Here is a 22878-nt window from a genome sequence, read left to right on the forward strand (position 1 = left end):
TGCTCCAGACCACGCCCGGCCCCTCCCCCGCGCCCTCTATCCAAGCGGGCGTCCAGCCGATGCTGGCGATCGGCGATCTCCACGCCGCCTACGACCAGAGCGAGGTGCTGCACGGCCTCGACATCCAGGTGGCGCCCGGCGAGATCGTCGCCGTGATGGGCCGCAACGGCATGGGCAAGACCACGCTGATGAAGACCCTGATGGGGATCGTGCCGGTCAAATCCGGCTCGATCCGGGTCGACGGCACGGAGGTCGGCGCCCTCAAGAGCCACCAGCGCGTCGCCAAGGGCCTTGCCTACGTGCCGCAGGGCCGCATGATCTTCTCCGCCATGACCGTGCAGGAGAACATCGAGACGGGCCTGACGGTGACGAACGAGCGCCGGGTGCCTGGCGAACTCTACGAGATGTTTCCGGTGCTGCTGGAGATGAAGGGCCGGCGCGGCGGCAACCTGTCCGGCGGCCAGCAGCAGCAGCTCGCCATCGCGCGCGCATTGGCCAGTCGCCCCAAGGTCCTGCTGCTGGACGAGCCGACGGAAGGCATCCAGCCCTCCATCATCCGCGAGATGGGCCGGACGCTGAAGAAGATCCGCGACGCGCGCGGCCTCTCCATCGTGGTCTCCGAGCAGGTGCTGAGCTTCGCCCTCGATGTCGCCGACCGGGTCCTGGTCATCGAGAACGGCCACATCGTCCACGAGTCCCTGCGCGCCGACATCGACGAGGCCCAGGTCGCCCGCTTCCTCTCGGTCTGAGTGTTTCGGGGCCCCACCGGGCCCTCCGACTCCAAAATCACCTCTTGCGCGGCGCCGGATGACCGGCGCGCGCGAACGGGGACGCATGTCCTCACGTCCAGGGCAAGTCCCGAAGTTAGGGAAGGGAGCACGAGACGATGGCAGAGACCCTGATCAAGGTCGATCTCACGCAGTCGGCCTACGACAACAGCATGGTGCACAATCGCTGGCACCCCGACATCCCCATGGTGGCGATGGTCAAGCCCGGCGACGACTTCATCGTCGAGACCTACGACTGGACCGGCGGCTTCATCAAGAACAACGATTCCGCCGACGACGTGCGCGACATCGACCTCTCCATCGTGCACTTCCTGTCCGGGCCCATCGGCGTCGAGGGCGCCGAGCCCGGCGACCTCCTCGTGGTCGACCTCCTCGACATCGGCGCCAAGCCCGAGAGCCAGTGGGGCTTCAACGGGTTCTTCTCCAAGAAGAACGGCGGCGGCTTCCTCGACGAGCACTTCCCCCAGGCCCAGAAATCGATCTGGGACTTCGAGGGCATGTTCACGAAATCCCGCCACATCCCCGGCGTGCGCTTCCCCGGCCTGATCCATCCGGGCCTGATCGGCTGCCTGCCCGATCCCAAGATGTTGGAGACCTGGAACACTCGCGAGAAGGCCCTGTTCGACACCGACCCCAACCGGGTACCGGCTTTGGCCACCCTGCCCTTCGCGCCGACCGCCCATATGGGCCGGCTGAAGGGCGAGGCGAAGGACAAGGCGGCCGCCGAGGGCGCCCGCACGGTGCCGGGGCGCGAGCATGGCGGCAATTGCGACATCAAGGACCTGTCGCGGGGCTCGAAGATCTACTTCCCCGTCTACGTGCCGGGTGCCGGCCTCTCCATGGGCGACCTGCATTTCAGCCAGGGCGACGGCGAGATCACCTTCTGCGGCGCCATCGAGATGGCCGGCTGGGTCCATCTCAAGGTGAGCCTGATCAAGGATGGGATGGCCAAGTACGGGATCAAGAACCCGATCTTCAAGCCGTCGCCGGTCACGCCGAAGTTCGACGATCACCTGATCTTCGAGGGCATTTCCGTCGACGAGCACGGCAAGCAGCACTACCTCGACGTAACCGTCGCCTACCGCCAGGCCTGCCTCAACGCCATCGAGTACCTGAAGAAGTTCGGCTATTCGGGCGCCCAGGCCTACTCGATCCTCGGCACGGCGCCGGTCCAGGGCCATATCTCCGGCGTCGTCGACATCCCCAACGCCTGCGCGACCCTGTGGATTCCGACGAAGATCTTCGAGTTCGACATCAATCCGGGCGCCGACGGGCCGACGAAGTTCCTCGACGGCTCGATCCAGATGCCGCTCTCGCTGGATCTTTGAGCATGCCGGTCTACGATTACAGTTGCGCCGCCTGCGGTCCGTTCACTGTGCTGCGCCCGATGGCGCAGTTTCAGGATCCGCACGATTGCCCGGATTGCGGCTCGGAATGCGGCCGCGCCTTCCTCAACGCGCCGAACCTCGCCTCCATGGATGCGGGCCGGCGCAAGGCCTTCGCCACGAACGAGCGGAGCCAGCACGCGCCCCGCAAGTCCTCCGGCCACGGACCCGGCTGCGGGTGCTGCGGGAGTGCCAAGCCAACATCCAACCCCACGGCCGCCAAGAGTTTTCCGAACGCGCGGCCTTGGATGATCAGCCACTGACGCGAAGCACCCTCTCCCCTCTGCGGGAGAGGGTGGTCGCGCAGCGACGGGGCGGGACGAAGTCCCGCAAGAGGGGCAGCGCCGCCCCTTCCGGAAACACCTGTGCCGACCCCTCTCCCGCCTGCTCCGCAGGCACCCTCCCCGCGGAGGGGGGAGGGTTCGTCCCCCCTGAGGAGCACATCACGCCATGATGCACGGAGACATCTCGTCCAGCGCCGACAGCGTCGGCGTCGCGGTGGTGAACTACAAGATGCCCCGCCTACACACCAAGATGGAGGTGCTGGAGAACGCAAGCAAGATCGCCGACATGCTGGTGGGCATGAAGTCCGGCCTGCCCGGCATGGACCTCGTGATCTTCCCCGAATACTCGACCCACGGGATCATGTACGACGCGGCCGAGATGTACGAGACCGCGACCTCCATCCCGGGGCCCGAGACCGAGATCTTCGCCGCCGCCTGCCGGAAGGCGAAGGTCTGGGGCGTGTTCTCGCTCACCGGCGAGCGCCACGAGGAGCACCCGAACAAGGCGCCCTACAACACCCTCATCCTGATGAACGATCAGGGCGAGATCGTGCAGAAGTACCGCAAGATCATGCCCTGGACGCCCATCGAGGGCTGGTATCCGGGCGACCGGACCTACGTCTCCGACGGTCCCAAGGGCCTGAAGATCAGCCTCATCATCTGCGACGACGGCAATTACCCGGAGATCTGGCGCGACTGCGCCATGCGGGGCGCCGAGCTCATCGTCCGCTGCCAGGGCTACATGTATCCGGCGAAAGAGCAGCAGGTCCTGATGTCGAAGGCGATGGCGTTCGCCAACAACACCTACGTGGCCGTGGCCAACGCCGCCGGCTTCGACGGGGTCTACAGCTATTTCGGTCACTCGGCGATCATCGGCTTCGACGGGCGCACGCTCGGCGAGTGCGGCGAGGAGGAGATGGGCATTCAGTACGCCGCCCTGTCGAAGTTCCTGATCCGCGATGCCCGCGCCCACGGGCAGTCGGAGAACCACCTCTTCAAGCTGCTCCACCGCGGCTACACGGGCATGATCGCCTCCAAGGAGAACCGCCACGGGCTGTCGGAGTGCCCCTACGACTTCTACCGCCGCTGGATCGAGGACCCGGACGGCACCCGCGACGCCGTGCGGGCCATCACCCGCCCGGGCGTCGGGACGGAGGAATGCCCCATCGAGGGCATTCCGTTCGTCGGCAAGGGCGAGGGCCCGCCGGATCCCCACTGAGCGTCACGGCCGGAACGCCCGCTGCACCGGAGCGCGGACGGGCCTGATCCAGGCCCCCGGGGCTGCGCGCCACGAGCCTCGAACGGTTTTCCCCGATGGCCGCGCCCGACAGCGCGGCCATCGGTGTTTTCCGGCTCGGCCGTTGCGAGGAGCGGTTCTCGGTTGTCCCTCTGCCCTTGAGCGGGTTCCGTCCCGCCGCGGGGAAGATTTCGCGCGTAAGGTTTTTCCCGACGAAGGTTACCGTTTAAGGCGTAGGATATTTTTGTGGCGGCTCTCAAATAATCGGATTACGCTTTTCTCGGTTCGCGGCTCAGCTTTTCAAAGGGCATTGGGTGGAATGGTGGCGCCGTTGGAAAGGTAATCGATCCAAGATGTGATACACTGACCGCAAAACAATTGCAGTTGCGGCAAGGTTCCGATTTTTCACCCCAAGGCGTTCAACGGTCGAGGTTGAAGACAAGGGCGGTTTTTACCGTGATAAAAATCACCTAGGGATTGGACGTATTGCCATGACGCAGATATTCGTGCGCCCCGAACAAGCAATCCCCGAGGACATCGACGGTCGGCCCAGACCGGGTTTCGTGTCGTCCGCCCGGCGCGAGGGGCGTGTGCGGAACGAGACCGTAGCCGACGACAAGGCCGACGACATGGCCGCGCTCCTGGCGGAGCACCGAAAGGCCATCGCGCGCGGAACGCGGTCCCCGGCCGGCGCGAACGACGCCGGCGGTTTGTCCCAGGATCTCCACGATTGCGGCGGTTACCACCTCGCCCTGCTCCAGATCTCCCTCAAGCTCCTCGAAGCGTTCGTTCCGGAAGGGCGGGCGCGGGCGCATCTCGACCGCACGAAGACCCAGCTCGCGCGCTTCGCCGCCGACCTCGGGTCCATCGCGGCCGCGCAGCCCTCCGCCCCCCGGAGCCGACCGGATCGCGCGCCGCGCGGCGATGTCCGATCCGGTGCGGAGTGTCGCGACCTCGACGCGTTCCTCACCGAGACCCTGGACGCGTGGTCCCTGGCCTCAGGCCTGCCGGTGGCGTTTCGCTGCAACCGGCCCCGCCTGCGCCTGCCCATCGCCCTCGAGCAGCCCCTGCTGCGGATTCTCCAGGAATCCCTGACCAACATCCTGAAGCATGCCCGCACGGCGAGCCGGGTTTCCGTGGACCTGACCGTGCGGCGCGGCGTCCTCACCCTGACCATCGGCGACGACGGCTGCGGGTTCGATCCCGTCCCCGTCCGGGCGTCCGGTGCCGACGATCCCGCGGCGTCCGGGATGGGATTGCCCGGCATGGCCGCCCGGATGGCCCGGATCGGAGGAAGCCTCGTGGTCGACACGGGGTGTGGGCGGGGCACGCGGATCCAGGCCCGCCTGCGTCTGCCGCACCCGGTCTGACGCGGCGGTGGACGAGACGGCATCCGGGACGAGCGCGGAGACCGGCATCCGGATCGTTCTCGCCGACGACCACCCCGCCATCCTGGCCGGCCTGCGGTCGGTCATCGACGGCACCGACGGCATGCGCGTGGTGGCGGTGGCGAGCACCGGGTCTCAGGCCTTACGCTTGATGCAGGAGTTCGGGCCGAGCGTGGCGGTGATCGACATCGCCATGCCGGACATGACCGGCGTGGTCCTGGCCCGCAAGGTGGCCGCCCTGGCCCTGCCGACGCGCCTCATCGCCCTCACGGCCCACAACGACCGCACCCTGGTGCAGACCGCGTTCGAGGCGGGCGTGCGCGGCTACGTACTCAAGGGTTCCCCCATCGACCACCTGCTCCACGCGATCCGGGCGGTGACGACGGAGGGCTTCTACCTCGATCCGACCATCGCCGGGCAGCTGTTCGATCCGCGCGCCGCGCAAGGGCGCCGCCGCGCGCCGACGGAGGACGGGGCCATCCAGCCCGCCCTGACCCAGCGCGAGAGCGAGGTGATCCGCCTCGTGGCGCTCGGCCACACCAACAAGGAGATTTCCGGCCAGATCAACGTCACCACCAAGTCCATCGAGACCTACAAGATGCGCGCCTGCGACAAGCTCGGCATCCGCACCCGGGCGCAGATCGTGCGCTACGCCCGGCTTCAGGGCTGGCTCGCCGAGCCCTGAGGCGGATCGGCGGGGACGTCTGGGGCGGGCGCGTCCAGGCTGGCGGCGAGCACGGGCAGGAACTGCCAGAGGTCGCGGTTGAGCCGGGCGAGCTGGCGGTTGACGTCCGTGAGTTCGCGCACCCGCGCGTCGTCCATGGCCCGCTGGGCGCCGAAGCTGAGGCGGCCGCCATGCTCGACGATCCGCATGGTGTTGGTGTGGGTGATCTCGCCGTGCGCGTTGACCACCGACATGGCGTGGGTGAGGTCGTTGCGGACCCTGGTGGCGGCGTTGAAGCGCCGGATCAGGCGTTCCAGCGTCTGCGCCGTGGCCGGATCGGCGAGCTTCACCGAGGCGAGCCGGCGGATCAGGTCGAGGCGCGCCCGGCTGGTGTTGAGGGTGGTGAAGACGATGGCCGCCGTGATCTCGTCCGTGCGCAGGAGCAGCATCAGGACGTAGACGAACACGCTCTCGGTGTTGGACCAGCTCAGGCCGAGATTGCCGATGAGGCTGAGGATCTGCGTCTGCCTCAGGGCGGCGTCGCCCTTCGGAGCCTGGAGCGCCTCGAAGTCCGGGGCGGCCGGGAGGTCCGTTCGCATGGGGCCGCTCCTGTTCGGGGCCAGTCTTCTTCGAGGCCAGTCTTTTTCGGGACCGGTCTTCGGCCGCAACGATACGCCGAACCCGCAAGGCTCGCGCGGGCCCCGGCCCGTCATCCGCAAGAATTCATCGGTGAATGATGCGTCGAATCACGTCGTCCGGCGTCGATGGTCCGACACGAAGGAGGTGGCTTGAATTCCGGCGTGGCTGGGCGGACCATCGCGCGCGACCGGCCTCGATCGGTCGGCGGACGCCGCCTTCGTAGAGTCCCGACATGGCGCATCTCACCGACCTGTGGCTCGCCCGGCGCGGGCGCCGGGCCGCCCTGCGGATCGTCCGCCCCTACGTGGAGCGCACGCGCTGGCGGCGCGGCTCCGATCCGGGCGAGGCGTGGATGGAACCCTACGCCCTGGGCTTCCTCACCTGCCTCGTCACCCTCGTGGCCCGCCCGGTCATGGGCGGTGCGCCCGGCGAAGTGCTGGGGCTCGTCCAGGCCGAGGCGTGGGCGGCGCTGACCGGCCTGCCGGCGGGGCCCGTCGGCGAGCGCGTCCTCACCCTCAGCCTGGCACAGGACCCGGACTTCACCCTCGGGATGGGCGACGCCCTCCTGTTCCATTCAGCCCATCGGGGCAGCCATCAGGGCGGGACGCCGGACGGGCTCTCCGAGCAGACCGGCGCGCAGGCGGTCCTCGATCTGTGGGACAGCCTCATCGGCGTCCGCATCGAGGCCGGGCCGGTCCGCGCGACCGCTCCGTAAGCCCTGGATACGCGTCGGCGCCCGCAGTGCAAACGCGAGGAGCCGAGCGATTTTATTGCAGTGCGAAGGGATCGTCCAAGTATTCCCCGGGCAGGAATCCAACTCTACGCGCGTTCCGGTTTTCCTGACGAAAAGTTTACGTTTTTTTAACACTTACGAACCGCGGCCATTCTGCAAAGTTCGGCCCGTTCCCAAGTGGACCGCACCGAACCGGCCCCGCCGGAGACGGCGCAAGCTTCGGGAACACTGTCCCGCACGAAATGGATCACGCCGTCTCGCCGACGCAGAAGATCAGCGAGCTGCCGGTCCCGTGCATCATCCATCCAATGGGAGAATGATCATGGCGAACGATTACTCGAACGCGGTGAGCGACGGCGCCTCTCGCTTCAGCAATGGCGGCGGCGGCGGCGGCCACGGCGGCGGCGGTAGCAACGGCAACGGCGATCAGAGCCAGGACCAGACCGAGGGCCAGGTCCAGGGGCAAGCGGAGGGCCAGATCCAGGGGCAGGCCGAACTGCAGGCCCAGGGCCAGGGGCAGGCTCAGTTCGCCTACCAGGAGTCCGATAACTCGAACGAGAACGGCAATGGCAACGGGAACCTGAACGGAAACGGGAACCTGAACGGCAACGGCAATCTCAACGGCAACCTGAATGCCAATGGGAACTTGAACGAAAACTTCAACTCCACCACCACCGTCGTATCCACCACGGTCGACGTCGATGTCGACATGACCGGCGTCATGGCGCCTCCATCGGAGTCCAGCCTCATCAACCTCGAAGGCCTGACCATCGAGGGTCTCGAAGGCGGCATGTTCGTGATGCCGGACTTCTCGACCCAGACCCTCAACGGGGACGGGAACATCTTCAACCTCGACCAGATCAGCAGCCTGGTCGACAACGACTCCCTGTCCAGCCCGAGCGTCAGCCTCGGGATCGGTGGTCTGGATTCCTACTGCGGTCCCGAAGGGACGCTGCCGAACTTCAACTTCACTCAGAACGTCTCGGGCGATGGCGGCAACGCCAGCAGCAACGGCGGCGTGAGCGATTTCGCCAGCAACGGCAACGTCTCGTCGGCGAACGCGGTTTCGGGCGAAGCCTTCACCCAGCACATCACGCAGGGTGCCAACATCCAGTACAACTCCATGCCGGTCTCCGTCGTCGGCGGCGATTCCTTCAGCGAGATCAGCGGCACGGCCGATAGCAGCCACAACGTCTGAACCATGATCCCGGCCCGCGCCCTCACCCGGCGCGGGCCGTTCCACACCCACCGATCCCCGCGCGCCGGCCGCTTCCGGCCGTCGCGCGCGGGTCATCCTGATGGGGACGGTCATGATCGCTGGCGGCCCGACCGAGATCATCGCCCACTTCGCCGGGCACATGCGCCTGCTCGACACGGTGGTGCTCCACCGCGAGGTCTACGACGGCGAGCCGGGGCGGCTGCCCGCCCCCGCGCCCGGGACGCCGCACCGCGAGGCGGCACCGAATTTCGACCTCGACGAGATGCCGAGTCGGCCCTACCCGGCGACCCTTCCGCCGCCCGACGCGCTCCGGTTCGGCCACGATGTCCTCATGCCGGCCGGCCCGGTGATGCCGGCCAAGCTCGCACCTGGGTCCGTGCCCGTCGGCGTCCCGCGCACCGCCGCCCCGGCCGGCGGCGGCGGCGGCGGGAGCGCCGGCCGGGCCGAGGCCGACCGCGACGTCACGCCCGACCAGGAGCTGATCCAGGTCCTCCAGGTCAACGAACTGCACGACAACGACCTCCTGCTGATGGTCGAGGGCACGGGCGTCGAGCACCTGCACCGCCTCGACCCGGGCTTCGTCGATCCCATCGTCGCCCTCGACCGGATGCTGGCCGAGGCGCGCGGCGGCGTGCCGGCCGACCTCGTCGCCCACGGCACCGGCACCGGCGACTGGATCGCCTTCGTGCAAGGGCGCGATGCCCACCTGGCCGCGGGCGGGATGCCGCAGGACGGGGTCGACGACGGATCGGCGGACCTTCAGGGCCTCACCGTCGACGGGGTGCGCCAGCCCGCCGGCACGGCGCTGCCGACGGTGTCCTCCCCCGCCCCCACGCCCGAGGCCGCTCCGCGCAACGGCCTCCTCGACCCGGGCCTCGCGGCGACGACGGGGGCCAACCAGAGCTTCAACGTCGCCGGCATCCTCGACAACCACACCCAGCACCACGCCCTCTTCGTCGGCGGCGACGCCTTCACCACCCAGGCCATCGTCCAGGTCAACGTCCTCGCGAGCGATGTCGACATCACCGTGGGCGGCCGCAGCGGAATCCTCGATCTCGACACCGGCGGCGACCTCACCCGCAACGCGGCCCGGTTCACCCAACACGACACCGATCAGGGTCTGGTGACCCATCTCTCCGTCGGGGCGCACACCCAGGTCGACGTGATCGCGGGCGACTTCTACGACGTGAAGAGCATCACCCAGATCAACCGGCTCTTCGACAACGACGTCGTGGTGCAGGGCACGTTCAGCACCTTCTACACCGCGGTCGCCGGGGCCAACACGCAGGTCAACCTGTTCTCCCTGGAGGAACTCGGCTCACGCTACGACCTCATCGTGGTGCGGGGCGACTATCACACCGTCAACATGGTCCATCAGACCAACGTGCTGCTCAACGACAGCATCGTGAAGGCCTATACGGGGCGGGCGGATACGATCGGCCAGAACATCGTCACCGGCGACAACGTCCTCGAGAACGTCGCTTCCGTCGATCAGTACGGCAGCACCGCATTCAAGACCCTGTCGGCGGACCAGCACGCGGCGCTCTCCGGCCTGGAGGCGAATCACCTCGACCCGGCCCTGGCCGCGCTCCTGCCCCAGGCCGAATCATCGACCCTGCACGTGCTCTACGTCGCGGGCGACTTCTTCAACATCAACGCCATCACCCAGACCAACATCGTCGCGAACGTCGACACGGTGATCCAGCACCTGCCCGATCCCGGCACCGCGACGGGGCCGACGGGCGCCGCGACCCAATCGACCCAGACGGTGACGACGGGCGCCAATCACCTCGCCAACGTCGCGGCCATCTCCACCGTGGGGACGACCACGGCGGCGCAGTTCGTCGGCGGCGAGCATTACGACGACGCGATCCTCGTCCAGGCCAACTACGTCAGCCACAGCGCCCGCGTCACCATCGGCGACACCCAGAGCCTCGCCTCGGAGGTCGCGGCCTTCACCGGCCTGCACGACATCGCCCTTCCCGAAACGGGCACGCAGGACCTGCTCGGACCCGCCTTCCACGGCGGTGGCTCCAGCCTGACCCACGACCTGCTCCACGGAATGATGGCCTGAACCGGACAAACGGCCGGGATCACCGGTCGACGCACTCGGTCGGGATACCGGCCGACGGATTCGGTCGGGATACCGACCGACAAGGGGGACGCGACATGGACGATCTCAGCCGCCGCGGTACGGCCGCGGGCCGCGATGCCGCCGGCGCGGCCGGACCCGATCTCGGGCCCGGCCTCGCCGCCCTGGAGGCGCGGTTCCGCGAGGCGGCCGGCGGCCACTACATCGGCCCGACCGCGGCGCCGGCCCCGACGGAGGAGGCCGGCGCGGTGCCGGCGCAGGGGGCTCCGCCAGTCGTATCGCCGGCCAGGACGATCCCGGTCGAGACGATCCCAGTCGAGACGGCCCCGGTCGAGAGTCGGGCGGAGGCGGCCGCAGCGGCTCCGGCGGCGGTGGCGGCCACCCCCTCGGCCGCGCCACCGCGCGCGACGGGCGAGGGCGGCGGTTCGGGCAAGGGCAGTGGTTCCGGCGGCGGCGGTGGCGGGGCCGGCGGTGACGCCGGCGCCCCGCTGCAGCGCCGCTCCGGCGACCGCGACTTTCGCGAGGTGCTGACCAAGGGGCTCGCCGGCTGTCGGCGCAAGCTCGTCGTCGTCGCCATCTTCTCGTTCTGGGTGAACCTCCTCGTCCTCGGCATCCCGATCTACCTGTTCAACATCTCCGACCGGGTGCTGACGAGCCGCAGCCTCGACACCCTGATCATGCTGACCCTCGTCATCGTCGGTGCCATCGTGGCCCACGTGGTCCTCGACGTGGTGCGGCGGTTCATCCTCATGCGGATCGCCGTGGAGGTGGAGGTGCGCCTCGGCGCGCCGGTCCTGGCCGCGGCGGCGAAAGCCTCGCAGGCGGGCTCGAGCCGCGAGTTCCAGACGCTCGCCGACCTGCAGCAATTGCGCAACTTCATCACCGGTCCGGTGCTGCTCGTCATGTTCGACGCCCCCGTGGCGCCGATCTACCTGCTGGCCGTGTTCCTCATCCATCCGGATCTCGGCTGGATCGTCATGGCGACGGGCGTGCTCCTCCTCGGCCTCGCCCTCATCAACCAGAAGCTGACGGCGGTGCCGTTCGCCCAGGCCAGCGCCTACTCGACCCGGGCCAACCTCCAGGCCGACGCCATGGCGCGCAACAGCCAGGTGATCAACGCCATGGGCATGACGCCCGAATGCGTCACCATCTGGGGCCGCGAGACCGCCGAATCCCTCAAAGCCCAGGTGATCGCCCAGGACCGCAACATCGTCATCGCCGGCCTGTCGAAGTGCATCCGGCTCTCGACGCAGATCGGCATGCTCGGCTGGGGCGCGATCCTGGCGCTGGACGGCAAGCTCACGGGCGGCACCATGATCGCCGCCTCCATCGTCGGCGGCCGGGCGCTCGCCCCCATCGAGGGCGTCATCGACGGCTGGCGCAGCTTCGTCGGCGCCCGCATCGCCTACGCGCGGGTCAAGTCCCTGCTGCTGAACTCGCCCCTCAACTTCGATCGCCTGCGCCTGCCCCGCCCGATCGGGCGCCTCACGGTGGAGCGGGTGCTCTACGTGCCGCCGCCGAACAAGAAGGTGGTTCTCAACGGCCTCACCTTCCAGCTCGAACCGGGCGAATCGCTCGCCATCGTGGGCGCCTCGGGGACGGGCAAATCCACCCTCGCGCGCATGCTCGTCGGCTCGATCTCGCCCACCGCCGGGGCCGTGCGCCTCGACATGATGGACCTACGCAACTGGGACCCGCGCCAGTTCGGCCAGAGCGTCGGCTACCTGCCCCAGGAGGTCCAGCTCTTCCCCGCCAGCATCAAGGCCAACATCGCCCGCATGCAGGACGACGCCTCCGACGCCGACGTGTTCGACGCCGCCGAGATCGCCGACGTCCACGAGCTCATCTCGCAATTCGCCCAAGGCTACGAGACCGTGGTGGGCATGGACGGCAGCCCCCTCTCGGGCGGCCAGCGCCAGCGCATCGGCCTCGCCCGGGCCTTCTTCGGCGACCCGCGCCTCGTGGTGCTGGACGAGCCGAACTCGAACCTCGACACCCCCGGCGAGATCGCCCTGGCCCGCGCCCTCCTGCGGGCCAAGGCGCGCGGCACCACGGTGGTGGCCATCACCCAGCGCCCGACGCTGCTGAAGAGCGTCGACAAGATCATGATCCTCAAGGACGGCGCCATCCAGGTGTTCGGGCCCCGCGACGAGGTGATCCCGATGATCGTCGGCCGCAGCGCCAACGACGATCGTCCCCTCACGGGCCGGGGCGGGACCGGTACCGCCTGATCCGCCCCTGACGAGCCCCCGCCCCGAACGAGCCCCTTCAGGAACCCCGCGCCATGACCCGGATCGTCACGATCAAGCCCACCCCGCCTCGGCGCGAATGGTACGACGACATCCCGCAGGACACCCGCTACCACACGGGCTTCGGCTTCGCCTTCCTCGTCGGGATCATCGCGGGCTTCGGAATCTGGGCCAACACCGCCCTCATCGCGGGCGCCATCGTGGCCACGGGCGCGTTCGTGGCGACGGGGCAGAACAAGACGATCCAGCATCTCGAAGGCGGGGTGATCCGCACCATCCTGGTCAAGGAAGGCGACATCGTCGAGCCCGGCCAGCCCCTGCTCCAGCTCGACGAGACCGGCCCCAAGGCGGAGCTGCGCCGCCTGGCGCTCCGGCACGACCGCCTCACCGCCATCGAGGCGCGGCTCCAGGCCGAGGCGCGCCAGGCCGCCGCCGTCACCTTCCCGGCGCCCCTCCTCGCCAAGGCGGGCGACCCCGACATCGACGCCATCGTGGGCAACCAGCTCCTGGCGTTCAAGGCACGGATGACGAGTCTGGCCAGCGACCTGTCCGTCCTCACCAACGGGATCGACGCCCTGGAGGAGAAGATCCGCGGCAGCCAGATCCAGCTCAAGGCGGTGCGGCGCCAGCTCGAGCTGTTCGAGCAGGAGATCGCGTCGAAATCCGTGCTGCTGAAGGGCGGCATGATCCGGATCTCCGAGATCCTCGCCCTGCAGCGCTCCCAGGCGAGCGCGCAGGGCGAGATCGGCCGCCTCGACGGCGATATCGGCGACGCCCGCGAGCGCATCGCCCGCATCCGCGAGCAGATCACGGGCGCGCGCAACACCGCGATCAAGACGGCGGTGGAGCAGCTGCACGAGACCCTGGCCGACCAGAACGACGTCCGCGAGCGCATGCGGGCGGCGCGCAGCCTGCTCGACCGCATCGTCATCGCCGCCCCCGTGCGCGGCATCGTGGTGAAGCTGCGCTACCACACGGACGGGGGCGTGGTGGAACCGGGGAAAAGCATCATGGAACTGGTGCCGCTCCACGACGAACTCGTCATCGAGGCGCGGATCAAGCCGCAGGACATCGACCACGTGCGGCGGGGCCAGTCGGCCGCGATCCGCCTCACGGCGCTCAGCCAGCGCATCGTGCCCATGGTGTCGGGCGAGGTGATCTACCTCTCGGCCGACGCCCTGCCGGACGACCGCCGCAACCAGGCCGCCGGCGGCGACCTCTACGTCGCCCGCATCCGCCTCGATCCGAAGAGTCTGGCGGAGGTCCACAACTTCGCGCCGACCCCCGGCATGCCGGCCGAGGTCTACATGCGGACCACGGACCGGACGTTCTTCGAGTACGTCTTCAAACCCCTGAAGGACAGCATGGTGCGGGCGTTCCGGGAGATCTGACGCCGCGTCCGTCCGCGCTCAGCCGAGGCGGGTCGCGTCTTCATCCCAGTCGTGGCGCGACTCTATCCAAGTCGTGGCGCGCCTCTATCCAAGTCGTGGCGCGGCCTGGCCCGGCATCGGTGCCGGCGCCCCGTCCGTCCGGCGGGCGGTCAGCACGAGCCCCAGGGCCAGGGCGGCCATGCCGGCGCCGAACCAGGGCAGGCTGCCGTAGCCCATCCCCAGGGTGAGCACGCCGCCGCCCAGCGCCGCGCCCGTGGCGTTGCCGAGGTTGAACGCGCCCTGGTTGAGGGTGGAGGCGAGGTTGGGCGCGTCGCTCGCCGCCTCCACCACCCAGACCTGGAGCGGCGAGACCAGGGCGAAGACGAGGGCGCCCCAGACCGGCAGGGTCAGCACGGCGGGGATCGCCGACCGGCTGGTGAAGGCGAACAGCACCAGCACGGCGACGAGGGCGGAAAAACTCCCGATCACCGTCGCCATCAGGCGCCGGTCGGCCAGCCGCCCGCCCGCGAGGTTGCCGAAGGTGAGGCCGATGCCGAACAGCAGCAGGGCGCCCGTCACCGCGTGCGGGGTCAGGCCGCTCACCTCCGTCAGGAGCGGCGCGATGTAGGTGAACACCGTGAACAGGCTGACGGAGGACAGGGTGCTCACCAGCATCGGCAGCAGCACCGCCCAGCGCCGCAGGGAGCGGAACTCCCCGGCGAGCCCGCCGCGCGAGCCCGGCAGGCCGTTCGGCACGTAGGCCGCGATGGCGGCGGCGGCGACCAGTCCGAGGCCGAGCACCGCCCAGAACGTCGCGCGCCAGCCCGCGACCTGGCCGAGCGCCGTGCCGAACGGAACCCCCAGCACGTTGGCGAGGGTGAGGCCGGTGAACATCAGCGCCACCGCCTGCGCCCGCTGCGCGCGGGGGACGAGGCCGCTCGCCACCACGGCGCCGATGCCGAAGAACGCCCCATGGGCAAAGGCCGTCAGGATGCGGGCCAGCATCAGAAACCCGTAGGTCGGCGCGAGGGCGCAGCCGAGGTTGCCGAGAAGGAACACCCCCATCAGCACGAGAAGCGCCGTCTTGCGCGGCAGCCGGGCCGTGGCGATGGCCACCAGGGGCGCGCCGACGGCGACGCCGAGGGCGTAGCCCGAGACCAGAAGTCCTGCCCGGGGCACGCTGACCCGGAGGCTCTCGGCCACCTCGGGCAGCAGGCCCATGATGACGAATTCGGTGGTGCCGATGCCGAAGGAGGCGGCGGCCAGGGCCAGGATCGGACGGGACAGCATGGGGTCGCTCACGCTCGGGGGCCCAGGCCCATCCGGCGCAAGGCGGTCACGCTGCGTTGCAGCATCGGCCGTGCGCTACCATGCGTGCCCGCCGCCACCGATGCCCCCGGCTTCGCGGGTCGCCTGCGCGTGGCACATGGAACCGCGGGCGGCCGGGGGCAGCCCATCGCTCGTCCAAGCAAAAAGCCATCCCCGCGGCGCGGGGATGGCTCGTGAGGGCGTCGGCCCTACCAGGATCGTGATCGGTTCGCGGTCCGGGAGAGCGAGCCCGGTCGGATCAGGCGTCGACCTTCTTGCGGGGACCGCGGCGCTTCTTCTCGGGGGCGGCGGGGGCCTCCTCCTCCTGCGGCTCCGGCTCGGCGCTGACGGTCTCCTCCGGGGCGGCCTTGGCCAGACCCTTGCGGCGCTGCTGGCCGAGGCCGAGGGCGCGGGCGAGTTCGGACCGCTGCTCGGAATAGCTGGCCGAGGTCATCGGGTAATCGGGCGCCAGGCCCCACTTGGCGCGGTACTGCTCGGGGGTCAGGCCGCGCAGGGTGAGGTGCCGGCGCAGGGTCTTGTACTGCTTGCCGTCCTCGAAGCTGATCAAGTAATCCGCCGTGATGGAGCGGCGGATCTCCTGCGGCGTCGCCTTGGGCGGGCCGGTCTCGACGGCCGGTGCGCCGTTCGCCGTCACGCCACGGATCGCCTCGTGGACATCACTGAGCAGTTTCGGCAGCTCGGCGCTCTGGACATGGTTGTTGCTGACATAGGCGGAGACGATATCGGCGGCCAGCGTGATCAGGCGGGCTGCATCGGATTCTGTTTCATTCATGTTGTCGGCACCATTCTTGATTTAAGTCATAAGTCGTTTCGAGCGTAAGCTCAGTTCTTTCCGCAAGCAATGTTCCGCCGCGGTGATCCGAGAGTTTTTCACGTCTAGTTGTGGATTGACCGATCATTTCCTCGTGCGGTGCAGGAAGTTCGCGCCCTTATCCCGTAGGGGTTGCTCTGCCGGGCAATGTGCACCTGCCCTGCTCTGGCGTGGTGGGTATTGCCACGGGGGCGGTCCTGTCGATCACCGTCGCGCGCGACGGATTCGATGATGGAGCCGGGTACGGGTGCTGATCCGGACGGACGCGATACTGTCTCGTCCCAGTCTCGATCCGTGATCGTCCGCGAACCCTTCGCTGCGAGCACCACCCTTGAACGATCGTGCCTCGCGAAAGTTTCAATACTGGCATTGCCACGATGAAAACGCATTGGCAATGCCGTTCCGGTGCAAACGCTGCGCAGGGTCGAAGATTATCGACGGGAAATTTTCGTTGATCGTCGTGCGCACGTGGCGGAACCCATGCGATTCCCAGAGAAGCCGAAGATCGCCGCGGCGTCTGTGCTGTGACGTCACACGCGTTGCCTGCGCGGGCCATCGCGGTCGATCCATCATTCCTCGAAGCCAAGCATGCGTCCGCGACACCAAGCATGCGTCCGCGACACCAAGCATGCGTCCGCGACACCAAGCATGCGTCCGCGACACCAAGCATGCGTTCTCGAAGCCCAGGACGACGCCGCGACACCGGATACGGGCGGAGGTGTGGGGTTGTGGGGTCGGCCGGACCCCGTTCCGGCGCCGCCGCGGGCGAATCGTTAACGGTCCGCTAACCATGCGGGCGGCAAATCTTGCCGGGTCCCCTCTTCGGGGCGGCGAGGAAGACCATGAGCGAGACGGCCGCCGCGCCGGTACGGGGAAACGGGGCCGGACAAGGGACCGGCATGAGTGTCGGCCAGTTCGCGAGCTATGCGATTCCCAACCGGGCCAATCTCCACGCCCTGTCGAAGCGCACGGATCTGTTCTTCGCCACCGCCGTGATGGGCATCCTCACGGTGCTCATCTTCCCGCTGCCGGCGTTCCTCCTCGACCTGCTTCTGGCCGTCTCGATCATCATCTCGGTGCTGATCATGATGACGGGTCTGTTCATCGACAACCCGCTCGAATTCACGGTCTTTCCGACGCTGCTCCTCGTGGCGACCCTGCTCAGGCTCGCCCTCAACCTCGCCTCCACCCGCCTCATCCTCGGCCACGGCCACGAGGGCACGGCGGCGGCCGGTCACGTCATCGAGGCGTTCGGCAACTTCGTCATGGGCGGCAACTTCGTCATCGGGATCATCGTCTTCGCGATCCTAATCATCGTGAACTTCGTGGTGATCACGAAAGGTTCGGGCCGTATCGCCGAAGTCGCGGCGCGCTTCACCCTCGATGCCATGCCGGGCAAGCAGATGGCCATCGACGCCGACCTCTCGGCCGGCCTCATCGACGAGAAGGTGGCGAAAGCCCGCCGCGCCGCCCTGGAGGAGGAATCCTCGTTCTTCGGCGCCATGGACGGCGCCTCGAAGTTCGTGCGCGGCGACGCCATCGCGGCGCTGCTCATCACCTTCATCAACGTCATCGGCGGCATCATCATCGGCGTCGCCCAACAGGGCATGCCCTTCGGCGCGGCGGCCAAGACCTACACGCTGCTGACCATCGGCGACGGTCTCGCCTCCCAGGTGCCCGCCCTCATCGTCTCGGCGGCGGCCGGCATCCTCGTCTCGAAGGCGGGCGTGAAGGGCTCGGCCGACAAGGCGCTCGGCAAGCAGCTCGCCAACTACCCCAAGGCGCTCGGCATGTCGTCGGGCGTCATGGTGCTGATCTCGCTCCTGCCCGGCATGCCGATGCTGCCCTTCCTCGCGCTGGCCGGCGCCTCCGGCTACGCCGCGTGGCATTTCGCCAAGGTCGCCCGCGAGGCCCCGCCGCTGGATTCCGACGGCGCACCCATGGACGCCACGGCGGTGGCCGCCGCCCAGGCCGCCAAGGAGGAGACCGTCACCGACCTCCTCAAGCTCGACGATCTCAAGCTCGAGATGGGCTACGCGCTCCTCGCCCTCGTCAACGGCCCCGACGGGCAGGACCGGCTCACCGACCAGATCAAGGCCCTGCGCCGCCAGCTCGCCGCCGAACTCGGCTTCGTGATGCCGTCGGTCCGCATCCTCGACAACGTCCAGCTCGACGCCAACGCCTACGTGGTGCGGGTCAAGGAGATCGAGGCCGGCACGGGGCAGATCTTCCCCGGCCAGTTCATGGCCATGGACCCCATGGGCGGGCAGGTGCAGCTGCCCGGCCAGCACATGCTGGAGCCGACCTTCGGCCTGCCCGCCACCTGGATCGACGCGTCCCTGCGCGATCAGGCCCAGCTCAAGGGCTACACGGTGGTGGACGCCGCCACCGTGGTCTCGACCCATCTCACCGAGATCATCAAGGCCCACGTCTCGGAGCTTCTCAGCCATGTCGAGGTGCAGAAACTCCTGCGCGAGGCCTCAAAGGACCATTCCGACCTCCTCAAGGAGGTGATGCCGAGCCAGATCGCCTCCACGGGCATCCAGCGCGTGCTGCAGTTCCTCCTGGCCGAGCGGGTCTCGATCCGCGATCTCGGCGCCATCATCGAGGGCGTGGCGGAGGTGGCCGGCCACGTGAAGAACCCGCGCGACATCGTCGAGCACGTGCGTGCCCGCCTCGGGCGCCAGATCTGCGCCCAGTACCAGGGGCCGGACGGCATGCTCCCGATCATCACCCTGTCGCCGGCCTGGGAGCAGGCCTTCCTCGAATCCATCGCCGGCGAGCGCGACGAGCGCTACCTCGCCATGCAGCCCTCCAAGCTGTCGGAATTCGTCAGCACCGTGCGCGACCGCTTCGAGACCGCTGCCCGCATGGGCGAGATGCCGGTGCTCGTCACCTCGGTCCATGCCCGGCCGTTCGTACGCTCGATCATCGAGCGCTTCCGCCGCGAGACCCCGGTGATGAGCCAGGCGGAGATCCATCCCCGCGCAAGGCTGCGGACGGTGGGGTCGGTGTGAGGCGGATTCGCGATGCCGCCGCCTGACGGCCAGGTCCCGTGCCGTCAGGGAAAGATGATGGGGCGCCTTGCCTGGAGCGTGACATGACGGATTGGCCTTTCAGCGACCCACCGAACGTCGCGGTGCTGACGACCCGGAGCATCGTTCGGGATGCGGCATGGATCGCCCGCGTCGTCCATGATGCCGACGATGGTGGATGGCAGTTCCACGACGGCACACCCGGCGCTCGGCACGAGGCGGATGCCGTCGTGACGTCGCTGCGCGATCTGGTGCTCCGGGACGCATCCCTACGCGCGTTGGCCGATCTCCCGGAGGGGTGGTGTGCCTGGCGCGGGAGCCCGGAGCAGCCCTGGCAACGGGCGAGGGTCGACGGCGTGTGAGCCGATCGGGGCCGGCGAGGTTTCTCCCCCGGCCGCCTGGCCGATGGCCACCATCCGGCATCCGTTCGATCCTGTCGCCGATCCCGGCCTCGACGATGCGCTCGGCGGCGCCCCGTCGCGCGGACTCTTCAAGGGCCTTCGCGGGGCGCTCGTACGGCCCGCGACGCCCCGCCCGTCCCGGGCAGGGCGTCGATCTCCGGAACGGTCAGGCCGGGTTCTTGCGGACGCGGCGGTCGATGGCCTTCGGGTCGAGGCCCGGGGCGGTGAGCGGCGCACCGGGGGCGACCTCGGCGGGTTCGCCCTTGATGGCGCTGGCGAGGCGGTTGCGCTCGTAGAGCAGCACGACGACGACGGAGATGAGGAACGGCAGCCAGAAATAGAACAGCCGGAACACCAGCAACGCCGCGATGATCGACGGCCGCGCCACGTCCGGCATCGCCACAACGAAGACGAGCTCGAACACGCCGAGCCCTCCCGGCGCGTTCGACACCAGGGCCGCCGAGAACGAGGCGAGGAACACGGCGAGCACCACGAGGAAGCCCGGGTTCCCGGCCTCTGGCAGGGCGAAGTAGATGATCCCGGCGGCCCCAAGAAGCTCCAGGGGCGCGGCGACGATCTGCCGGACCATGATCTGCGGGCGCGGGTACTCGAGCTTGAACGACCGAATGGTCATGGGCTTCAGCCGCATGAGCGAGCCGATGACGTAGAGGGCGACGAAGCCGAGGAGGCCGGCGCCGAGGATGCGGGCGGTGGCCGGATCGGTGAGCACCGACGGCAGGTAGCCGTTGAGGCGGGTCAGGGTGTCGGGCAGGGCCACGAGGACGAAGCCGCCGAGCAGGATCGTGCCGAGGCCGAAGGTGAAGGAGCACAGGGCGACGAGCACGGCGACCTGGGCCGCCGACAGGCCCTTGGCGGTGTAGGCGCGGTAGCGCACTACGGCGCCGGAGAACACCGAGGCGCCGATGTTGTGCGACAAGGCGTAGGTGGTGAACGAGCAGACCGAGACGAAGAACCACGAGATGTGGCGCACCCCGAGATGCAGGAGGGCGATTCGGTCGTACCAGGCGAGCGCCGCGTAGGCCACGAGGGTGGCGAGGCCCGCGAGCAGGAAGCGGTGGACCGGGATCTCGGCAAAGCTGCTCTTGATCTCCGCCACCGAGATGCCGGCGAGCTCGCGATAGAGCAGGTAGCCGGAGACGATGACGGCGGCGAGGCCGACGATCGGCCAGATGAAATCGCTGATCTTCTTCATGATCGACAGGTCGAGCCCCCTCACGCGGGCTCTCCCTGCACGACCATGCCCGTCATCGCAAGCAAGGTCGTGCGCTAGCCCGGGAGGAAGCCGGCACGCTGGGCTGATGGCACCCGATCATGACGGTTTCGTGCCGGTACCCCGCGGGGAGGCCTCAGGCGCGGACGCGCGACAGGCCGATGCCGTCCATGGCGGCCTGGTCGCGGGCGGCTTCGGCCGCGCGCTCGGCGGTGCGCTCGCGGTCGTCGAGGATCTCGATCTTCTTCAGGTCCTCGAAGGCTTCGCCGAGCTCGGCCTTGGCCTCGGCGAGCTGGCCTTCAAGGGCGGCAGCGGACTGGCGCATGTTGTCCCGGCGGGCGGCGGCCGCGCGGGCATAGGTCGGATAGGCGAAGTGCGCCGTGTCGGTGATGCCGGCGCGGCCCTCCTCGTGGGCGACCTCGCGGTCGAGCTCGAGGGCCATGCGGGTGAAGTCGGCCATCATCATCTCGATCTGCGTCACGCGCCGACGCTTCTCGTCGACCTGGAAACGTCGCAGCCGGATCAGCGTGTCACGCGATTTCATCTGATGGGTCCACTCCACGCAACGCACGCCCGGCTTCGTCGCCGGCGACCCGAAGCGACACCGGCCCATGGGCGGTGCGGCGGATCAGGGGCCGCCGACGATCCCGGCGAGGCGTGAGTAACCCTCGCCGATCGAAGTTGCTTCTTCCTTACCCTGACCCAGAAAAGCCTCCAGATCGGGCATCAAAGCCACCGCTTCGTCCACTTCCGGCGACGCACCGGCCCGGTAGGCCCCGAGCCGGATGAGTTCCTCCATGTCGGCGTAGGTCGAGAGCAGGCGCCGCGCCCGCCGGACGGTCGGCAGGTGCGCCGGGTCGCAGGCCTTGGGCATGGTGCGCGAGACCGAGCGCAGGACGTTGATGGCGGGGTAGCGCCCGCGCTCGGCGATGCCGCGCTCCATGACGATGTGGCCGTCGAGGATGCCCCGCACGGCATCCGCCACGGGCTCGTTGTGGTCGTCGCCCTCCACCAGCACGGTGAACAGCCCCGAGATCGCCCCCTGTCCCGTGCCGGGCCCGGCGCGCTCCAGCAGGCGCGGCAATTCGGAGAACACCGTGGGGGTGTAGCCCTTGGCGGTGGGCGGTTCGCCGGCGGCGAGGCCGATGTCGCGCTGGGCCATGGCGAAGCGGGTGATCGAATCGATCATGCACAGCACCTGCGCGCCCTGATCGCGAAAGTACTCCGCCACCGCCAGGGTCACGTAGGCGGCGTTGCGGCGCATGAGGGCCGGCTCGTCGGAGGTCGCCACCACCACCACGGACCGGGCGAGGCCGGCCGGGCCGAGGTCGTCCTGCAGGAACTCCTGCACCTCGCGGCCGCGCTCGCCGACGAGGCCGATCACCGCGACGTCGGCGGCGGTGTAGCGGGCGAGCATCGACAGCAGCACCGACTTGCCCACGCCGGAGCCCGCGAAGATGCCCATGCGCTGGCCGGCGCACATGGTCAGGAAGGTGTTGATGCAGCGAATGCCGAGATCCAGCGGCGGTCCGACGCGGCGGCGGGCGTGCGCCGGCGGCGGATCGGCCCGCAGGGGGTAGATCACCGGTCCGGATTCCAGGGGGCCGAGGCCGTCGATGGGCCGCCCGAGGGCGTCGATGGTGCGCCCGAGCCAGGCGGGCGACGGGCGGATGGCGCCCGCGGCCGCGTCGCGGACATAGGCCGGGCAGCCCCGGCGCACCCCTTCCAGGGAGCCGAACGGCATGGCCAGCGCCCGGTCGCCCTGGAAGCCGATGATCTCGCACGGCACCGCGCCCGGTGGGGTATTCGGCCCGTTCTCCACGGCGATGTCGAGGCGCCCGCCGAGCCGCATGGCCGAGACGGGACCGGCCACCTCGACGAGGAGCCCGCGGATCGCCACGACCCGGCCGTAGACCTCCAGGGCCTCGATGCCCTCGAGGGCGGCGCGCGCGCCAGCCAGGCGCAAGCGCCCGGCGCTAGGGTGCGGCTCGGTCATCGGCGATTCTCTCAACCATTCGTTTAC

At 69.0% G+C, this 22878-nt stretch carries 19 protein-coding genes; 13 read left to right on the forward strand and 6 right to left on the reverse strand.

Annotation, left to right across the window (positions count from 1 at the left end):
- Positions 1-59 precede the first annotated feature (59 nt).
- The 6 genes from urtE (at position 60) to ASF52_RS18950 (ending at position 5767) form a co-directional block, all read left to right on the forward strand.
- Positions 60-749 (forward strand): urea ABC transporter ATP-binding subunit UrtE, encoded by a 690-nt coding sequence (gene urtE, locus ASF52_RS18925; RefSeq protein ID WP_056175673.1) that lies wholly within the window; start codon positions 60-62, stop codon positions 747-749.
- A gap of 137 nt (positions 750-886) precedes the next feature.
- Positions 887-2116 carry a formamidase gene (gene fmdA, locus ASF52_RS18930; protein ID WP_056175362.1) on the forward strand — a complete coding sequence of 410 codons (1230 nt, stop codon included), beginning with the start codon at positions 887-889 and terminating at the stop codon, positions 2114-2116.
- Positions 2117-2118: 2 nt separating this feature from the next.
- Positions 2119-2436 (forward strand): FmdB family zinc ribbon protein, encoded by a 318-nt coding sequence (locus ASF52_RS18935; RefSeq protein WP_056175365.1) that lies wholly within the window; start codon positions 2119-2121, stop codon positions 2434-2436.
- 187 nt (positions 2437-2623) lie between these two features.
- Positions 2624-3676, forward strand: coding sequence for an aliphatic amidase (locus ASF52_RS18940; protein WP_056175368.1), 1053 nt, complete (start codon positions 2624-2626; stop codon positions 3674-3676).
- 509 nt (positions 3677-4185) lie between these two features.
- Entirely contained in the window at positions 4186-5064 is an 879-nt protein-coding gene (locus tag ASF52_RS18945) for a sensor histidine kinase (RefSeq protein ID WP_056175371.1), read from the forward strand.
- A gap of 7 nt (positions 5065-5071) precedes the next feature.
- The gene (locus tag ASF52_RS18950) at positions 5072-5767 is read left to right on the forward strand and encodes a response regulator transcription factor (protein WP_056175373.1); all 696 of its coding nucleotides are present in this window, start codon (positions 5072-5074) and stop codon (positions 5765-5767) included.
- Here the strand turns inward: ASF52_RS18950 and ASF52_RS18955 are convergent.
- Positions 5743-6345, reverse strand: a complete 603-nt coding sequence (locus ASF52_RS18955; RefSeq protein ID WP_056175376.1) for a hypothetical protein — start codon at positions 6343-6345, stop codon at positions 5743-5745. The genes ASF52_RS18950 and ASF52_RS18955 overlap by 25 nt on opposite strands.
- A gap of 272 nt (positions 6346-6617) precedes the next feature.
- Between ASF52_RS18955 and ASF52_RS18960 the strand changes: the two genes are divergently transcribed.
- The 5 genes from ASF52_RS18960 (at position 6618) to ASF52_RS18980 (ending at position 14069) form a co-directional block, all read left to right on the forward strand.
- Complete coding sequence (locus ASF52_RS18960; RefSeq protein WP_056175379.1) at positions 6618-7100, forward strand: hypothetical protein; 483 nt, start codon at positions 6618-6620, stop codon at positions 7098-7100.
- A 364-nt stretch (positions 7101-7464) separates the two neighbouring features.
- Positions 7465-8316 (forward strand): hypothetical protein, encoded by an 852-nt coding sequence (locus tag ASF52_RS18965; RefSeq protein ID WP_156630234.1) that lies wholly within the window; start codon positions 7465-7467, stop codon positions 8314-8316.
- Positions 8317-8428: 112 nt separating this feature from the next.
- Complete coding sequence (locus ASF52_RS18970) at positions 8429-10411, forward strand: hypothetical protein (RefSeq protein ID WP_056175385.1); 1983 nt, start codon at positions 8429-8431, stop codon at positions 10409-10411.
- 95 nt (positions 10412-10506) lie between these two features.
- On the forward strand, positions 10507-12660 hold the full coding sequence (locus tag ASF52_RS18975) for a type I secretion system permease/ATPase (RefSeq protein WP_082515396.1): 2154 nt from the start codon (positions 10507-10509) through the stop codon (positions 12658-12660).
- A 53-nt stretch (positions 12661-12713) separates the two neighbouring features.
- Positions 12714-14069 (forward strand): HlyD family type I secretion periplasmic adaptor subunit, encoded by a 1356-nt coding sequence (locus ASF52_RS18980; protein ID WP_056175388.1) that lies wholly within the window; start codon positions 12714-12716, stop codon positions 14067-14069.
- Positions 14070-14153: 84 nt separating this feature from the next.
- Here ASF52_RS18980 and ASF52_RS18985 read toward each other — a convergent pair whose 3' ends face one another.
- Together ASF52_RS18985 and ASF52_RS18990 are read right to left on the reverse strand one after the other, a co-directional pair.
- The gene (locus tag ASF52_RS18985) at positions 14154-15338 is read right to left on the reverse strand and encodes an MFS transporter (RefSeq protein WP_056175390.1); all 1185 of its coding nucleotides are present in this window, start codon (positions 15336-15338) and stop codon (positions 14154-14156) included.
- Positions 15339-15615: 277 nt separating this feature from the next.
- Positions 15616-16149, reverse strand: a complete 534-nt coding sequence (locus ASF52_RS18990) for a MucR family transcriptional regulator (protein WP_056175392.1) — start codon at positions 16147-16149, stop codon at positions 15616-15618.
- Between the two features lie 881 nt (positions 16150-17030).
- Here ASF52_RS18990 and flhA point away from each other — a divergent pair.
- On the forward strand, positions 17031-19205 hold the full coding sequence (gene flhA / locus ASF52_RS18995) for a flagellar biosynthesis protein FlhA (protein ID WP_056175395.1): 2175 nt from the start codon (positions 17031-17033) through the stop codon (positions 19203-19205).
- Positions 19206-19288: 83 nt separating this feature from the next.
- A complete protein-coding gene (locus ASF52_RS19000; RefSeq protein WP_056175398.1) occupies positions 19289-19585 on the forward strand; it encodes a hypothetical protein in 297 nt (98 codons plus the stop codon).
- Between the two features lie 205 nt (positions 19586-19790).
- Here the strand turns inward: ASF52_RS19000 and ASF52_RS19005 are convergent, their stop codons facing one another.
- The 3 genes from ASF52_RS19005 to fliI form a co-directional block, all read right to left on the reverse strand.
- Entirely contained in the window at positions 19791-20837 is a 1047-nt protein-coding gene (locus ASF52_RS19005) for a lysylphosphatidylglycerol synthase domain-containing protein (protein WP_056175400.1), read from the reverse strand.
- Between the two features lie 154 nt (positions 20838-20991).
- A complete protein-coding gene (gene fliJ, locus ASF52_RS19010) occupies positions 20992-21399 on the reverse strand; it encodes a flagellar export protein FliJ (RefSeq protein ID WP_056175403.1) in 408 nt (135 codons plus the stop codon).
- A gap of 84 nt (positions 21400-21483) precedes the next feature.
- Positions 21484-22851 carry a flagellar protein export ATPase FliI gene (fliI, locus tag ASF52_RS19015; RefSeq protein WP_056175406.1) on the reverse strand — a complete coding sequence of 456 codons (1368 nt, stop codon included), beginning with the start codon at positions 22849-22851 and terminating at the stop codon, positions 21484-21486.
- Positions 22852-22878 lie beyond the last annotated feature (27 nt).

Origin of the sequence: Methylobacterium sp. Leaf112 (genome assembly GCF_001423295.1) — a bacterium.
GTDB lineage: Bacteria > Pseudomonadota > Alphaproteobacteria > Rhizobiales > Beijerinckiaceae > Methylobacterium.

Bases quoted from the DNA above. Each gene is read 5' to 3' on its own strand.
- urtE (WP_056175673.1), top strand. From the start codon at position 60: ATGCTGGCGATCGGCGATCTCCACGCCGCCTACGACCAGAGCGAGGTG.
- fmdA (WP_056175362.1), top strand. From the start codon at position 887: ATGGCAGAGACCCTGATCAAGGTCGATCTCACGCAGTCGGCCTACGAC.
- ASF52_RS18935 (WP_056175365.1), top strand. From the start codon at position 2,119: ATGCCGGTCTACGATTACAGTTGCGCCGCCTGCGGTCCGTTCACTGTG.
- ASF52_RS18940 (WP_056175368.1), top strand. From the start codon at position 2,624: ATGATGCACGGAGACATCTCGTCCAGCGCCGACAGCGTCGGCGTCGCG.
- ASF52_RS18945 (WP_056175371.1), top strand. From the start codon at position 4,186: ATGACGCAGATATTCGTGCGCCCCGAACAAGCAATCCCCGAGGACATC.
- ASF52_RS18955 (WP_056175376.1), bottom strand. From the start codon at position 6,345: ATGCGAACGGACCTCCCGGCCGCCCCGGACTTCGAGGCGCTCCAGGCT.
- ASF52_RS18960 (WP_056175379.1), top strand. From the start codon at position 6,618: ATGGCGCATCTCACCGACCTGTGGCTCGCCCGGCGCGGGCGCCGGGCC.
- ASF52_RS18970 (WP_056175385.1), top strand. From the start codon at position 8,429: ATGATCGCTGGCGGCCCGACCGAGATCATCGCCCACTTCGCCGGGCAC.
- ASF52_RS18975 (WP_082515396.1), top strand. From the start codon at position 10,507: ATGGACGATCTCAGCCGCCGCGGTACGGCCGCGGGCCGCGATGCCGCC.
- ASF52_RS18980 (WP_056175388.1), top strand. From the start codon at position 12,714: ATGACCCGGATCGTCACGATCAAGCCCACCCCGCCTCGGCGCGAATGG.
- ASF52_RS18985 (WP_056175390.1), bottom strand. From the start codon at position 15,338: ATGCTGTCCCGTCCGATCCTGGCCCTGGCCGCCGCCTCCTTCGGCATC.
- ASF52_RS18990 (WP_056175392.1), bottom strand. From the start codon at position 16,149: ATGAATGAAACAGAATCCGATGCAGCCCGCCTGATCACGCTGGCCGCC.
- flhA (WP_056175395.1), top strand. From the start codon at position 17,031: ATGAGCGAGACGGCCGCCGCGCCGGTACGGGGAAACGGGGCCGGACAA.
- ASF52_RS19000 (WP_056175398.1), top strand. From the start codon at position 19,289: ATGACGGATTGGCCTTTCAGCGACCCACCGAACGTCGCGGTGCTGACG.
- ASF52_RS19005 (WP_056175400.1), bottom strand. From the start codon at position 20,837: ATGAAGAAGATCAGCGATTTCATCTGGCCGATCGTCGGCCTCGCCGCC.
- fliJ (WP_056175403.1), bottom strand. From the start codon at position 21,399: ATGAAATCGCGTGACACGCTGATCCGGCTGCGACGTTTCCAGGTCGAC.
- fliI (WP_056175406.1), bottom strand. From the start codon at position 22,851: ATGACCGAGCCGCACCCTAGCGCCGGGCGCTTGCGCCTGGCTGGCGCG.